A 14,985-nucleotide genomic window follows, 5' to 3' on the forward strand; every position below is an offset into this window, starting at 1 on the left:
TGGCCTCATGGCTCAGTTGGTTAGAGCGCCGCCCTGTCACGGCGGAGGTCGAGGGTTCAAGTCCCTCTGGGGTCGTTTAAATTAAATTATCAGTTTGGGATCTTAGCTCAGCTGGGAGAGCATCTGCCTTACAAGCAGAGGGTCACAGGTTCGAGCCCTGTAGGTCCCATTTAATAGAATATAGTTATTGTTAATAATATGGGCGGTTTCCCGAGTGGCCAAAGGGGACAGACTGTAAATCTGCTGCAAATTGCTTCGGTGGTTCGAATCCACCACCGCCCATCTTTTTTAATATCGCGGGATGGAGCAGTCTGGAAGCTCGCCGGGCTCATAACCCGGAGGTCGGTGGTTCAAATCCATCTCCCGCAACTACGTGCCCAGATAGCTCAGTTGGTAGAGCAGAGGACTGAAAATCCTCGTGTCGTTGGTTCGATTCCGACTCTGGGCACTATTTTTTTATCTAAAACCCTTCAAAGTAGTTCTTTGAGGGGTTTTATTTTTTTCTCCTTTAGAGTTGAACAAGGCACTAAATATAATAATAAACAACAAATAGCTACTATCCTAAAGAGAAGTGTTAGTTTTTTGCCCTTATTTGGTAAAAAAAGAGAGCGATAATTTGCATTTTATAGGAGATAATGCTAAAGTAAAGAAGATGGTTTTAAGAAACTATATAATATTTTAGAAATATCAAAAGAATATTCAAATTATCTGATAATATTGCAGTAATAGTTGAAACGTGATACCATAGATTTGCACGCGCACATATGCGAGCAAAGGAGAGGTGTTATGTTTATAGGTAGAAAAAACGAATTAGAATTACTAAATGGTTTTTATGAGGGAAATAATGTTTCTGTTGCTGTAGTATCAGGTTCCATAGGGGTTGGTAAAACAACACTCCTTCAGGAATTTATAAAAGATAAGAATGCCCTGTATTTTGAGGCCTATGAAACAACTGGAAAGCACCAGTTAGAAAGATTAGGCCAGCTTATGGATATAGAGGGATTAACTGCTACAGCATTCTGTGAAGAAATCACTAAGAGAGCAGCTGATGAAAAGCAGCTCATTGTCATTGATCAATATCCAAATTTTGTTAAGGCAGATTCTGATTTTGATTATTTATTACATAGCTATGTGAAGAAACAGTGGAAGAATTTACCAGTTAAGATTATTCTTTGCTCTGATGCCTTTGTTCTTATTGATAAATACGTTAAGGGCAAGAAAGCTATATGGAAAGCAGATATTAATCTAGATTTGGAAGTTAAGCCATTTGGATTCTATGATTCCTGTGAGTTTTTTGCTGATGCAAGCCCTAGGGAAGCAGCATATCTTTATGGTATTACAGGCGGAATTCCTTACAACCTAGTTAGAGTTGCAAATCTATTGGGAGTACCAGGATTTGAGGAATATGGACTTTCAACAATCACAGAAGATAACAAACTTAAAGCTATCACAACAAAATTATTTTTAGATAAAAAAATGCAGCTTGGTCTTAATCCTGAAAAGGTTATGGCTACTGAGCTTAGAGAGCTAGCATATTATAACTATATGCTTGCAGCCCTAGCAAAGGGATTAAATCGTGTTAATCAGATTTCTGCTGAGGTTGAAAAGCCAAAGGATGTTGTTGTACCTTATCTTAATTCATTAATGTCAATTGGCATATGTACAAAGGATACAGCCATTACTGAGATAACTAATAGAAAGAAAACACGATACTCTATCGTAAGTACAAGTACATTATTTTGGTACAAGATGATTGTTCCAAACTACGATAGTTATGTTGCTGGTGATATAGAGGCACTTTGGGAGGCTGTAGAAAAATCCATGGATGAATATATGGAAACAGTATTCATCAAAATCTGTGGCGAGTACCTTGCAGACCAGAGCGATAAGAATCTCTTACCATTCACAGTTGAGGAAATCGGTAACTGGTGGGTAAACGATGACGAAGCAGGAACAACAGATGGTTTCGATCTTGTTTCATTAGGGAAGTGTGAGGGCAAATCTGCAACTATATTTGCTCAATGCTACTACAACCATGAACCTATAGAGGTTGCTCAGTTAAAGCTTCTTATTGAGAAGACAAAGCAGCTTCATAGACAGGGCGATGCATTCTATCTTGTGTTCTCAAACGCAGGATTCCATGAAAATGCTATTACCATTTCATCTGCTATTAAAAACATTATGCTTATTACGCTAGATGAGATGAGATAATAATGTGATTTACAAGTATTAGGAGGAGAAAAATGACAAATCAAGAGCTTAAGAAAACAGCGATTGAAGTCCGCAAGGGCATCATTGAAGGTGTTCATGCTGCTAAGGCTGGACATCCAGGCGGATCATTATCAGCAACAGAGGTATTTACATACCTTTACTTTGAAGAGATGAATATTGATCCTAAGAATCCAAAGAAGGCGGACAGAGATAGATTCGTGCTTTCTAAGGGACATACAGCACCAGGTCTTTATTCTACACTTGCACAGAGAGGCTTCTTCCCAGTTGAGGATTTAAAGGGTCTCCGTAGCATTGGTTCACACCTTCAGGGACATCCATGTGTACAGCATACACCAGGTATTGATGCTTCATCAGGTTCACTTGGACAGGGCATTTCTGTTGCAGTTGGTATGGCTCTTTCAGCTAAGCTTTCAAATGAAAGCTATAGAGTATATACACTTCTTGGAGATGGTGAGATTCAGGAAGGTCAGGTATGGGAAGCAGCTATGTTTGCTGCAGCTAAGAATCTTGATAATCTTTGCGTAATCGTAGATAACAATGGTCTTCAGATTGACGGACGTATCGAGGACGTAAACAGCCCATATCCTATCCCAGACAAGTTTAGAGCATTCAATTTCCATGTTGTAGAAGTAGCAGATGGAAATGATTTTGAACAGCTCAGAGCTGCTTTTAAAGAGGCTAGAGAGACAAAGGGACAGCCTACAGCAATTGTTATGAAGACAGTAAAGGGCAAGGGTGTATCCTTCATGGAGAATCAGGTAGGATGGCACGGAAAAGCTCCTAACGATGAGGAATATGCAATTGCTATGGAAGAATTGGGAAAGGCTGGTGAGTAAGAATGGCAGACGTTAAGAAAATCGCAACTCGTGAGAGCTACGGTAACGCTCTCGTTGCTTTAGGTGAGAAATATGATAATGTTGTAGTTTTAGATGCAGACCTTGCAGAAGCTACAAAGACAGGTATCTTTAAGAAAGCTTTCCCAGAACGCCATATTGATTGTGGTATCGCAGAGTCAAACATGGTTGGTATCGCTGCTGGTATTGCTAGCACAGGAAAGGTTCCATTCTGCAGCTCATTTGCTATGTTTGCTGCAGGAAGAGCTTTTGAGCAGGTTCGTAACTCAGTAGGTTATCCACACCTTAATGTAAAGATTGGTGCTACACACGCAGGTATTTCAGTAGGTGAAGATGGTGCTTCACATCAGTGTAACGAGGATATCGCTCTTATGCGTACAATCCCAGGTATGACAATCATCAACCCTTCAGATGATGTTGAGGCTAAGGCTGCTGTAGAGGCTGCTTACAAGATGGACGGCCCAGTTTATCTTAGATTTGGACGTCTTGCAGTACCTGTAATCAATGATAATCCAGATTACAAGTTTGAAATTGGTAAGGGTGTTGTTCTTAAGGAAGGCAAGGACCTCACAATCATCGCTACAGGTCTTGAGGTTAATGAGTCTCTTGAGGCTGCTAAGAAGCTTGCTGAAGATGGTATTGATGCAGAGGTAATCAACATCCACACAATCAAGCCTATCGATGCAGACCTTATTGTAAAGAGCGCATCAAAGACAGGTAAGGTTATTACTGTTGAAGAGCATTCAGTTATCGGTGGTCTTGGTGGAGCAGTAGCAGAGGTTCTTTCAGAGAAGTGCCCAACAAAGATGCTTCGCATCGGCGTAAAGGATACTTTCGGAGAGTCAGGCCCAGCTGTAAAGCTTCTTGAGAAGTACGAGCTTGATGCTGCAGGAATCTACAAGCAGATTAAATCATTTATCTAATCGTATTCGTAAAGAAAAAGTAAGCCAACTCACATTACAGTGGGTTGGCTTTTTTGATGAACTGGTAGGAAACAAGCTCTTAGATTTCTTTAGCGAATCGTGTTAGATGAGCGGAGAAATACTAAGGCTTGTTGCCGTGACCAGTGGGTTATAAAATTTATACAAACTTATATATTGTAGTTGAGTGTACTTTTTCACCAGCGTGTGCTATAGGCTGAGTGAAGCTTGGTACGTTTATTGCATTTGGGAAGAACTGTGACTCAAAGCATACACCGTAGCGCTTGTCATAAGGGAAATCACCTTTGCCGATGTGTGATGAATCAAGATAGTTGCCTGCATAGAGCTGCACGCCAGGTAAATCAGTGTAAACTTCCATCTTTCTTCCGCTCTCAGGATCTTCAAGTGTGCAAGATGGCTTGTCTAAAGTGTGATTGTTTAAGCAGTAATTGTGGTCGAAACCACCAGCCCAATTAAGCTGATCATAATCTGCCTCAGTGTCCTTGATAAGAGACTTTGGAGTAGTGAAATCCATTGGAGTTCCTTTAACTTCACGGCATTCACCATGTGGAATAGACTCTGAATCTGTGTGAGTATATCTATCAGCATCAATCCAAACAATATGATTCATAACTGAACCAGAGTCATGACCATTCAAATTAAAGTAGCTGTGATTAGTTGGGTTGAAGATTGTATCAACATCTGAAACCCCGGAATATTCAAGCTTTATGGCATTGTCATCAGAAAGAGTATATGTGATTGTGATATCCATTTCTCCTGGGAATCCGCACTCCAAGTCTGCCTTATGACATGTAAATGTGATATGGCTATCATCTACAGATTCAACATCCCAGATACGCTTGTGCATAGGATTGAAACCAGAGTGAAGATTATTCTTTCCATCATTAGCATCAAGCTTATATTCAACACCGTTAAGAGTGAACTTAGAATCACCGATACGATTGCCGTTAGGGCAGATGCAACATCCGAAACCAGGACTATTTACAAAGTAATCCTCAATTTTCTCATATCCTAAAACAACGTCTGAAAGGATACCATCCTTGTCTGGAACCCAAAGCTCCAGAAGGTTACATCCATAATTCATGATTTTAGCCTGCATACCGTTTTTGTTTACGAGAGTGTAGGCGATAATGTCTTCGTTATTAGCAGTTACGCCAATTTTTTCTTTTTCCACGATAAACCTCCCTAATAGATATAATAATACGCCCCAAAAATAAATAGTTTGGGACTTTAAACCTAAGAAATATAATACTTGTCTATACTTGTAAATACAAGAAGTAGAGAACAATTACATAAATTTTCAAATCAAATACGTAAAGGATATGACATTTTTGAGCGGATTATGAATTATTAGAATAAAAAGTGGATAGTAATAATGATTATGAAAATTATGGTTGTTACAAGATATGTATATAATTTGAAGATTGTGTGGAGAAAAAGTGGCTTGTATTGTAGAGAAAACCCCAAATGTTTACAATGAAGTTATGAGTGGAACTGCGCAAACAATTAAGGCGCGAGATAAAAAACTCATGCGCCTGATAAGAATTCAAATATTGCTGCTACTCATTGTTATTGCAGGCGTTTCTATTTATTATTTGAGTGGCTATGGAGCGAAGGTTTCCCAGTTAAAAACGGAAGCTTTTACTATAGTGCGGCGTTCTAGTCCTGAAACCTTTAGACAAATTGAGACAAGCGTTGTCTATGATGACCATGGAGATACTATATCTGTGCTTAAGGGTGAGAAGGATGTCTATTATGTTCCTTTTGAGGAAATTCCTACATATGTTACCCAAGCGATTATTTCAATAGAAGATAAAAAGTTTTATCAGCACAATGGTGTTGATTATAAGGCCATAGCTAGAGCTATGTATGCGATGATTCGAAAGAAGGAAATCACCCAAGGTGGTAGTACCATTACACAGCAGCTAGCCAGAACCATCTTCCTTACAAACGAGAAAACCTGGCAGCGAAAGGTAGAGGAGATTTATATAGCTTCTGAGATGGAGAAAAAATATTCTAAGGACCAAATCTTAGAATTCTATTTAAATAATATATATTTTGCTAATGGATATTACGGTATAAAGGCAGCAGCAAAAGGGTATTTTAGCAAAGATTTGGGAGAGTTGTCTTTATCACAGATATGTTTCCTGCTGGCAATCCCAAATAGTCCTACATATTATGACCCTGTTGCAAATCCGGAGAATACAATAAAAAGACGAAATCTAATCTTGAAGGCCATGTTGGATGACGGCGTAATCAGCAGTTCCACCTATAAGAGTGCAATTGCTGAAGAGATAACTCTTACAAGAACAAGTGGAACTAAAAATAATTATGTAGAAACTTATATATACTACTGCGCTACCAGGGCCTTGATGGAGGTTAACGGCTTCGAATTTCAAACAGATTTTACTACTGATAAAGGAAAAGCAGGTTACGAGAAGGCTTATGAGGAAGCCTATAATCAATGGAATCAAAGTTTATTTACATCAGGCTATAGAATTTACACAACTATAGATTTGGATTTGCAGAAGCAGCTACAGGAAGTGATAGATACAAATCTAGAGGAGTTTACAGATGTGAATGAGGAGGGAATCTATGCCCTTCAGGGAGCAGCTGTAACCATTGATAATAAAACAGGTAAGGTAGTTGCTATTGTAGGAGGTAGAAGCCAAGAGGTAACAGGATACACTTTAAATAGAGCCTTCCAAAGCTTCAGACAGCCTGGAAGCTCCATTAAACCTCTCATAGTTTATACTCCATCCTTGGAACGAGGATACACACCAGAAACAGTAGTAATAGATGAAAAGCTGGAGGAAGGACCTGAAAATGCAGGTGGAGCCTACTCTGGGGAGATTACTTTACGGGAAGCAGTTGCAAAATCAAAGAACACTATAGCATGGCAACTGTATGAAGAACTAACACCAAAAACGGGAATGGAATACCTGAAGAAAATGGGATTTTCTCATATTGAAAAGGATGATTATGGAATGGCAGCTTGCCTTGGTGGGTTCACAATAGGCGTGAGTCCGCTTGAAATGGCAAAGGGATACGAAACTCTTTACAACGATGGTTATATGAGAAATCCTACTTGCATTGAAAAAATAACTGATGCAAAGGGTGAGGTAATATACGAAAAAGAAGAAGAGGAAATTGAAGTTTATCAAGAAAATGCTGCACGAACGATGACAGATATGCTACAATCTGTATTGACTGACGGTACAGCTAAGGGTATAAACCTTGGTGAAATGCCGGCCTGTGGCAAAACAGGCACAACAAATAGTAATAGAGACGGATGGTTTGTTGGATACACCAGCTACTACACCACCAGTGTGTGGGTTGGATATGATCTTCCAAAGCAGGTGCCAGGGCTTACTGGCTCATCATATCCTGCAAAGATATGGCAGGAATACATGCTGAAAGCCCATGAAGGCCTTACTCCTGTTCCATTTAAAAAGCCGATAGAATATATTGGCACAGAGGAGCAACAGGAGGAAGTTGAAGACCTTGAAGAGGGCGACGAGGAAGAGCTAGAGGACGAAGATTATGGGGTCTTCGACGAGGAAAACCCAGGTGAAGAAGTTGAGGAGGAACCACAGGAGGAGCAACCATCCTACAGAGTTATTACGCAAACCTTCGATGGAACCTCGGTTCCAGCGGGAGCAATACCTGATAATGCAACAGATATTGAAATTACTACCACAACAGAATAGGAATGTGAAAGGGAGAGTTTTAAAATGGCAAAGTATGGATTTGGCCTTGATTTAGGCGGAACAACTTGCAAATGTGGTTTGTTTACCACAGAAGGAGAGCTTCTCGACAAGTGGGAAGTTCCAACAGATACTTCTAACGGAGGTGTTAATATTCTTAAGAATTTAGCACAGGCTGTTAGAGATAAAATGTCAGAGAAGAACATCGCTGATGAGGATATTTGGGGCGTTGGAATCGGTATTCCAGGACCAGTATCTGAGGATGGTGTTGTTAATCGTTGTGTAAACCTTGGATGGGGTGTATTCAACGTTGAAAAAGAATTTTCAGAGTGCCTTGGTGGTCTTAAGGTTAAGGCTGGTAACGATGCAAACGTTGCAGCTCTTGGCGAGGCTTGGATGGGCGCAGCTAAAGAATATTCTAGCTCTGTAATGGTTACACTTGGTACTGGTGTTGGCGGCGGTGTTATCATCAATGACGATATCATCAGCGGTTCAGCTGGTGCAGCAGGAGAGATTGGTCATATCAGAGTTAATTACACAGAGGAAATCTCTTGTGGATGTGGAAATCAGGGATGTCTTGAGCAGTATTGCTCAGCTACTGGTATCGCTCGTCTTGCAAAGATTCGTCTTGCTCAGAACGAGGATGCAAGCTCACTTAGAACAGTAGAGACTCTTGATGCCAAGGCAGTATTTGACGAGGCTAAGAAGGGTGACGTTGTTGCTAAGGAAGTTGTTAAGAGAGCATGTGAGTACCTTGCACAGGGCTTACAGGTTATTTCATGCGTTGTAAACCCAGAGGCTTTCGTTATCGGCGGTGGTGTTTCTAAGGCAGGACAGTACCTTATCGATGAAGTAGAGTACAGATTTAATCAGATTGCCTTCCACGGCTGCAAGAACACAAAAATTACTCTTGCAACACTTGGAAATGATGCAGGAATCTATGGAGCTATGAAGCTCATTCTTTAATAGAAAACAGGAAGTTTGAACAATAAAAGAGCCAAGCTAGTTAATAGCTTGGCTCTTTATTTACATATGTGGTTGAGCACAATTACATTGTTCAAGCTTTTTTAGATGCACTCAAAATACCAGAGTAGCCACTTTCTACAATCTTAGAAGCCTGCTCTGTAAGAATATCAAATGGAATCTCCTTGCCGCTCTTTAACCAGTCTCTATAAATAAAGGTAATAGAGATTGTATATGAACGTACGATTGATGGATAATCTGTGCGCTCAAAGAATCTTGAGAAGGATGGACTTCTAAGAACTCCTTCTGTAACAGATTCATAGAAGAATGAATAATGCTCATCACAAAGAAGCTTCTGCTGAACCTCGTTACAAGACTCTAGGTACAGGTAGAAATTCTTAATACATCCTGCTAAATCGAAATCCTCTGCATTTTTTCCGATGTGATCGAGGATATCAGAAACAATCTCCTCCTCAATCTCTGAAACAAAATCATCCAAAGATGAAAAATGAAGATAAAATGTTTTTCTGTTAATACCTGCCCTTTCAGTAAGCTCAGTAATAGAAATCTCATTATAATTCTTCTCTAAAACGAGTTCGAAGAAAGCTCTTCTAATGGAATTGATAGTTCTCCTAACTCTTAAATCTTTACTTCTTTCTCTCATAAGACGTGCTCCTTTTTAATTATTTTTTCCCCAAAAAATATTTATCTGAAGTCAACAATTGAGTTCTATCTAGTTCATTGTCTACTATACCACGGAAAAAAGCCCTAGTGGAATTTTTAATAGAAAATTTACATTTTTTTTGTTGCTTGGACACAATTTGGGGTGTATAATGCGAATTAGTTCGAAGGCGAACTATTCGGAATCGGACAATCCGAGGTCGAACAAATCTATATAAATAGTCCCAAAAAGAGGGATTTTTCAAGAAAAATTAAGGAAAGGAGAGAAATGGTGCAGAGAGAATTTGATGATAAAATACACTTAGGCTTTCTATTTGATTGTGCTTCTCGAGAAATAAGAAATGCCGTTAGTCGTGGTGTTATAGACACAAGTCAGGGTCAGTGCACCATGAAGCATGGTTGGCTATTAGGATATTTGGAACGCCAGGAAGGTCCTATCTTCCAGAAGGATTTGGAAAAGGTCTTTCATTTCCCTAAGTCATCCTTGGCCGATATGATTCAATATCTGGAAAAGGCCGGATATATTGAAAAGGTTTCTGTTGATAGCGATGCGAGAAAAAAGCAGATTGTTGTCACAGAAGAGGGGCGTAAATTTACGGCATTTGCTGAAGCTCAGATAATGGAAGTAGACGACTACATCACTCAAGGCATTCCACAGGAACAAATTGAGATGTTGTTGGACGTGCTAGAGAAGCTTAGAAAAAATGCAGCAGAATATAAATCATATGTAAAGCTGCAGAAGGAGGAATAAAATTTGGTTAAAAGAATTTTACAGGAAATTAAGGAATATAAGCTTTCAGCCATAATAACTCCTGTTTTTATGATTCTTGAGGTTGCAATGGAAATGATTATTCCACTATTGATTGCTGACCTTGTAGATAAGGGTATAGAAGCTGGAAACATGAAAGAAATCTATCAGATTGGCGGACAGATGCTTATATGTGCATTCATTGGTCTTTTTGGTGGTATTATGGGTGCCGTTTACGGAAGTAAGGCATCTGCCGGCTTGGCAAAGAATCTTCGAAAGAAGATGTTTGAGAACATTCAGACCTTCTCTTTTGAAAACATTGATAAGTATTCTACCGCAGGTCTTGTAACACGTCTTACTACAGACGTTACAAATGTACAGAATGCATTTATCATGATTCTTAGAATGGGCTTCAGAGCTCCAGTTACAGTAGCAGTTGCAATGATTCTTTCTTTCAAGATCAACGCAAAGCTTGCTTGTGTTTTCCTTGGTGCGATGTTTGTAATCCTTGGATTTATGGCATTTGTACTTACAAAGACACGTCCATTATTCGAAGCAATGCTCAAGAAATACGATGATTTGAATGCGTCAGTGCAGGAGAATGTTACTGGTATCCGTGTTGTAAAGGCTTATGTTCGTGAAGCATACGAAAAAACAAAGTTTAAAAACGGAAGTAGTGCAATCTATAAGGCAGCCACAACAGCTGAAAAGATGATAGCCTTCACAATGCCTGTTAACACTATAGTTATTTACACCAGCATTATACTTATTAGCTGGTTTGGTGCAAAGTTTATCGTTATTGATCAGACTCTTACAACAGGTGAATTGGTATCCTTCTTCTCATACTGTATGAACATCCTTATGTCATTGATGTTCTTCGCTATGATTTTCATTATGGTTACCATGTCAGTTGCCAGTGCGCAGCGTATCTATGAGGTACTTGAAGAGAAGACAACAATCACAAATGGGCCTGACCCAGTATATGAAGTTGCTGATGGTTCTATTGAATTCAAGGATGTTGTATTCGGCTATAATAAGACAGCAGATAGACCTGTACTTGACCATATCAATCTAAAGATAGAATCGGGAGAAACTATCGGTGTGCTTGGTGGAACTGGTTCAGCAAAGTCTACACTTGTTTCTATGATTTCTCGTCTTTACGATGTAGATGAGGGCGAGGTAGTTGTAGGAGGAATCAACGTAAAGGACTATGACGTTGAAACTATTAGAAATCAGGTATCTGTTGTGCTTCAGAACAACGTTCTTTTCTCAGGAACAATAGCTGAGAACCTTCGTTGGGGTGATAAAGAGGCTACTGATGAGGAAGTAAAGCATGCAGCCAAGCTTGCTTGCGCTGACGAATTTATAGAGAAGTTCCCAGATGGCTACAACACCTTTATTGAGCAGGGTGGAACAAACGTATCTGGTGGACAGCGTCAGAGACTATGTATCGCCAGAGCGCTTCTTAAGAAGCCAAAGATTCTTATCCTCGATGACTCTACATCTGCAGTAGATACAGCAACAGATGCTAATATCCGCCGCGCCTTTAGGGAAGAAATACCAAATACTACAAAGCTTATTATTGCACAGCGTATTTCTTCTGTGATGGATGCAGACAGAATCATCGTTATGGATGATGGTAGAGTGAATGATTTCGGAACACATGAGGAACTCATGAACAGAAACGAAATTTATAAAGAGATTTTCGAGCAGCAGACAGGCGCCGGCAGCGGTGACTTCGATAAAGTTGAGAAAGGAGGCGAGGACTAATGCCTAGAGGACCACAACCAGGACAGATGCAAAAGCTCACAGCAGAGCAAAAGGCCAAAAGGCGAGGAGTTCTTGGCCGACTAGTTAAATACATTGGAAGCAGATATGCTATCCAGCTTTTAGTTGTTATTGTTTGTATATTCCTTGCAGTTATTTGTAATGCAAAGGGAACAGCTTTTATGCAGGAATTGATTGATTCCTACATTATCCCTATGGTGGAAAGTGGAAGCAAGGATTTCGGACCACTTGCAGCGGCAATTGGCCAGCTGATAGTGTTCTATGCAATCGGTATAGTAGCAACCTTCCTTTACAACTGGATTATGATTTTCGTAGCTCAGGGAACCCTTAGGGATTTGAGAGACGAGATGTTTGAGCAGATGGAAAGCCTTCCAATTCGCTATTTTGATAGTCATGCTCACGGTGATATCATGTCAATTTACACTAACGATATTGATACACTTAGACAGATGATTTCACAGAGCTTCCCACAGATGTTCAACAGTGCAATCACTATTATTACAGTATTTGTTTACATGTGTATGCTTTCAGCGCCTCTTACAGGTGTGACAATCCTTATGGTTGCTATTATCGTGTTTGCCACAAAGGTTTTAGCTGGAACTTCAGGAAGATATTTCCGCAAGCAGCAGCAATCCCTTGGTGCCGTAAACGGAAATATTGAGGAAATCATGAAGGGCCAGAAGGTAGTAAAGGTATTCTGTCATGAAGAAGAGGTAATGGAAAAGTTCAATGAGCTTAACGAAGGCCTTTACGAGAATGCCTACAAAGCTAACCGCCTTGCAAACTGCCTTGGACCAATCAATGCACAGCTTGGTAATGTTAATTATGTAGTTTGTGCGGTAGTAGGTGGAACCCTTGCTATCAACGGATGGACAGGACTTACCCTTGGTGCTCTTGTTTCCTTCCTTCAGTTTACTCGATCATTTATTATGCCAATCATGCAGGTGTCACAGCAGTTCCAGTCAATCGTTCTTGCTATGGCTGGTGCCGAGCGTGTATTCGACCTTATTGATGAGGAGCCAGAAACAGACGAAGGCTATGTAATGCTTGTAAATGCAAAGGATGTGGATGGACAGCCAGTTGAGTGTGAGGAGCGTACAGGAAAGTGGGCTTGGAAGCACTATCACAAGGCTGAGGGCACAACTACCTACCAGTGGCTTACAGGTGATATTGTTTTCGATGACGTGGATTTTGCTTACAATCCTGATAAGACAGTACTTCACAATATCAAGCTTTTTGCTACACCTGGACAGAAGATCGCTTTCGTTGGTGCTACAGGTGCAGGAAAGACCACAATTACAAACCTTATAAATCGTTTCTATGATATCGCTGATGGAAAAATTCGCTACGACGGTATCAACATCAACAAGATTAAGAAGGCGGATTTGAGACGATCTCTTGGAATCGTTCTTCAGGACACACATCTTTTCACAGGAACAATCGCAGATAACATCCGCTATGGAAAGTTGGATGCCACTGATGAAGAGGTTATTGCAGCAGCAAAGCTTGCTAACGCAGATAGCTTTATCCATCGTTTGCCAAAGGGTTACGACACAGTAATCACTGGTGATGGTGGAAATCTTTCACAGGGACAGAGACAGCTTCTTGCCATTGCAAGAGCAGCTATCGCAGATCCACCAGTGCTTATTCTAGATGAAGCTACATCTTCTATTGATACCAGAACTGAGAAGATTGTTCAGGATGGTATGGATAAGCTGATGCATGGACGTACAACCTTTGTTATCGCCCATAGACTTTCTACCATTAGAAACTCTGACTGTATCATGGTTTTAGACCAGGGACGCATTATTGAGCGAGGCAGTCATGAGGAATTAATTGGTGAAGGTGGAAAGTACTATCAACTATATACTGGGAAAATACAAAACGCCTAATGTACAACGCTAGTCGGTTACGCCTACAAGCCTTAGGTCTCTCCGCTCAACGTGGAATGTTTCGCTTGAGAGATCTAAGAGCTTGATGGCTACCGCCTAGCTGTTTTTATATTACGATTTATGATATAATATTTTCACAGTAATACGACGTACGGAAAATACGGGAGCGAGTTGAGGAAAATGGAATTTAGACCGATAAATAAGGAGAGACGAATGTCTACAGACGAGAAAATCGCTAGCATCAAAGCTTCATTTGCGATGGAGGATATGATTCTCACTCCAGAGGAGATTGAACGCGGTAGAATGATTATTGAAAAAAAAGTTGATGTTGAAGATGTAGTTCGCGAGATTACATCTAGGTATGTTTCAGTAGGATAAGCCTATGATGGATGAGTATTATCGATATGAGTACGAGGATAACGGCCAGTACTGTTATCCACACACTCACATCCTGAAAAACAAACTAAACATCATGGATAAGGAAGAGCTATTCAAGGCTGAGCAGGAGCTTTCTTCTGCTAGATACTTTGAAATCAGCCAGCGCCCTATCCCAGGAGATTTTTCTTTAGACCATCTTTGCGCAATTCACCGGTATTTGTTCCAGGATATTTATGAATGGGCCGGTAAGATTCGCACGGTGGACATTTCAAAAGGCACCATTTTCTGCCTCACTCAGTTTATAGAAATAGAATTTAAAAAGGTTCAGGATTGGATTATTGCCAATAATTATCTTGAGGACGTAAGCGACAAGGAAGAAATGGCCAAGAAGCTTGCTTATCTTATTGGTGAAATCAATATGATTCATCCTTTTAGAGAAGGCAATGGTCGAGCCCAACGAGTCTTCATCGAATACATTTGTAAGAACAGTCATCACTTCGATATAGACTTCTCCAAGACCACCAAAAACGATATGATTCTAGCCAGCAAGGAAAGCTCAATTCTCAACTATGAGCCTTTCGAACAGCTGCTATATAAATGTCTAGTAGAGATATAAGGATTATGTACCGTAAAAAAGTGCATAATCCTTATTCTTTTCACAATTATTTCATAGTTAATTCCCTACAGCGTTATAAAATTGTTAATAATTAAAGCCGATAAAGAAATTGTAGTAGTATAACTGCGTCTCTCTTTGCGTCCTTTTTTATAGAAAAATGTGATCTAAAAGTAACGCAGAATACC

At 40.0% G+C, this 14,985-nt stretch carries 12 protein-coding genes and 5 tRNA genes; 15 read left to right on the forward strand and 2 right to left on the reverse strand.

Features of this window, described 5'->3' with window-relative positions; all coding sequences use genetic code 11:
- Position 1: 1 nt before the first annotated feature.
- The 8 genes from BLR54_RS06635 to BLR54_RS06670 all read left to right on the forward strand — a co-directional run bounded on the left by BLR54_RS06635 (position 2) and on the right by BLR54_RS06670 (position 4,009).
- Positions 2–75, forward strand: a tRNA-Asp gene (locus BLR54_RS06635).
- A gap of 21 nt (positions 76–96) precedes the next feature.
- Positions 97–169 (forward strand) — tRNA-Val (locus BLR54_RS06640).
- A gap of 31 nt (positions 170–200) precedes the next feature.
- Positions 201–282, forward strand: a tRNA-Tyr gene (locus BLR54_RS06645).
- Positions 283–295: 13 nt separating this feature from the next.
- Positions 296–369: transfer RNA gene (locus BLR54_RS06650), tRNA-Met, on the forward strand.
- Positions 370–375: 6 nt separating this feature from the next.
- Positions 376–448 (forward strand) — tRNA-Phe (locus tag BLR54_RS06655).
- A gap of 338 nt (positions 449–786) precedes the next feature.
- On the forward strand, positions 787–2,211 hold the full coding sequence (locus BLR54_RS06660) for an ATP-binding protein (protein WP_090418526.1): 1,425 nt from the start codon (positions 787–789) through the stop codon (positions 2,209–2,211).
- Between the two features lie 32 nt (positions 2,212–2,243).
- Positions 2,244–3,068, forward strand: a complete 825-nt coding sequence (locus BLR54_RS06665; RefSeq protein ID WP_090418529.1) for a transketolase — start codon at positions 2,244–2,246, stop codon at positions 3,066–3,068.
- Positions 3,069–3,070: 2 nt separating this feature from the next.
- Positions 3,071–4,009 (forward strand): transketolase family protein, encoded by a 939-nt coding sequence (locus BLR54_RS06670; RefSeq protein WP_090418532.1) that lies wholly within the window; start codon positions 3,071–3,073, stop codon positions 4,007–4,009.
- A 157-nt stretch (positions 4,010–4,166) separates the two neighbouring features.
- On the opposite strand, the gene BLR54_RS06675 is transcribed toward BLR54_RS06670, so the two are convergent.
- Positions 4,167–5,201, reverse strand: coding sequence for an aldose epimerase family protein (locus tag BLR54_RS06675; RefSeq protein ID WP_242871210.1), 1,035 nt, complete (start codon positions 5,199–5,201; stop codon positions 4,167–4,169).
- Between the two features lie 475 nt (positions 5,202–5,676).
- Between BLR54_RS06675 and BLR54_RS06680 the strand changes: the two genes are divergently transcribed.
- A complete protein-coding gene (locus BLR54_RS06680) occupies positions 5,677–7,737 on the forward strand; it encodes a transglycosylase domain-containing protein (RefSeq protein WP_242871211.1) in 2,061 nt (686 codons plus the stop codon).
- 24 nt (positions 7,738–7,761) lie between these two features.
- On the forward strand, positions 7,762–8,700 hold the full coding sequence (locus BLR54_RS06685; RefSeq protein ID WP_090418535.1) for an ROK family glucokinase: 939 nt from the start codon (positions 7,762–7,764) through the stop codon (positions 8,698–8,700).
- Between the two features lie 91 nt (positions 8,701–8,791).
- Here BLR54_RS06685 and BLR54_RS06690 read toward each other — a convergent pair whose 3' ends face one another.
- Positions 8,792–9,361, reverse strand: a complete 570-nt coding sequence (locus BLR54_RS06690; protein WP_090418538.1) for a TetR/AcrR family transcriptional regulator — start codon at positions 9,359–9,361, stop codon at positions 8,792–8,794.
- A gap of 285 nt (positions 9,362–9,646) precedes the next feature.
- Between BLR54_RS06690 and BLR54_RS06695 the strand changes: the two genes are divergently transcribed.
- The 5 genes from BLR54_RS06695 to BLR54_RS06710 all read left to right on the forward strand — a co-directional run bounded on the left by BLR54_RS06695 (position 9,647) and on the right by BLR54_RS06710 (position 14,800).
- Positions 9,647–10,129: a MarR family winged helix-turn-helix transcriptional regulator gene (locus tag BLR54_RS06695; protein WP_090418542.1), complete on the forward strand. Its 483-nt coding sequence runs from the start codon at positions 9,647–9,649 to the stop codon at positions 10,127–10,129.
- A 3-nt stretch (positions 10,130–10,132) separates the two neighbouring features.
- Positions 10,133–11,896, forward strand: a complete 1,764-nt coding sequence (locus tag BLR54_RS06700) for an ABC transporter ATP-binding protein (RefSeq protein ID WP_090418545.1) — start codon at positions 10,133–10,135, stop codon at positions 11,894–11,896.
- Positions 11,896–13,806 (forward strand): ABC transporter ATP-binding protein, encoded by a 1,911-nt coding sequence (locus tag BLR54_RS06705; protein WP_090418547.1) that lies wholly within the window; start codon positions 11,896–11,898, stop codon positions 13,804–13,806. Before BLR54_RS06700 ends, BLR54_RS06705 begins: the two co-directional genes overlap by 1 nt.
- A 180-nt stretch (positions 13,807–13,986) precedes the next feature.
- The gene (locus tag BLR54_RS14830; RefSeq protein WP_143008406.1) at positions 13,987–14,184 is read left to right on the forward strand and encodes a hypothetical protein; all 198 of its coding nucleotides are present in this window, start codon (positions 13,987–13,989) and stop codon (positions 14,182–14,184) included.
- Between the two features lie 4 nt (positions 14,185–14,188).
- The gene (locus BLR54_RS06710; RefSeq protein WP_090418549.1) at positions 14,189–14,800 is read left to right on the forward strand and encodes a Fic/DOC family protein; all 612 of its coding nucleotides are present in this window, start codon (positions 14,189–14,191) and stop codon (positions 14,798–14,800) included.
- Positions 14,801–14,985 lie beyond the last annotated feature (185 nt).

The organism is Pseudobutyrivibrio sp. YE44 (assembly GCF_900104335.1).
Classification (GTDB): domain Bacteria; phylum Bacillota; class Clostridia; order Lachnospirales; family Lachnospiraceae; genus Pseudobutyrivibrio.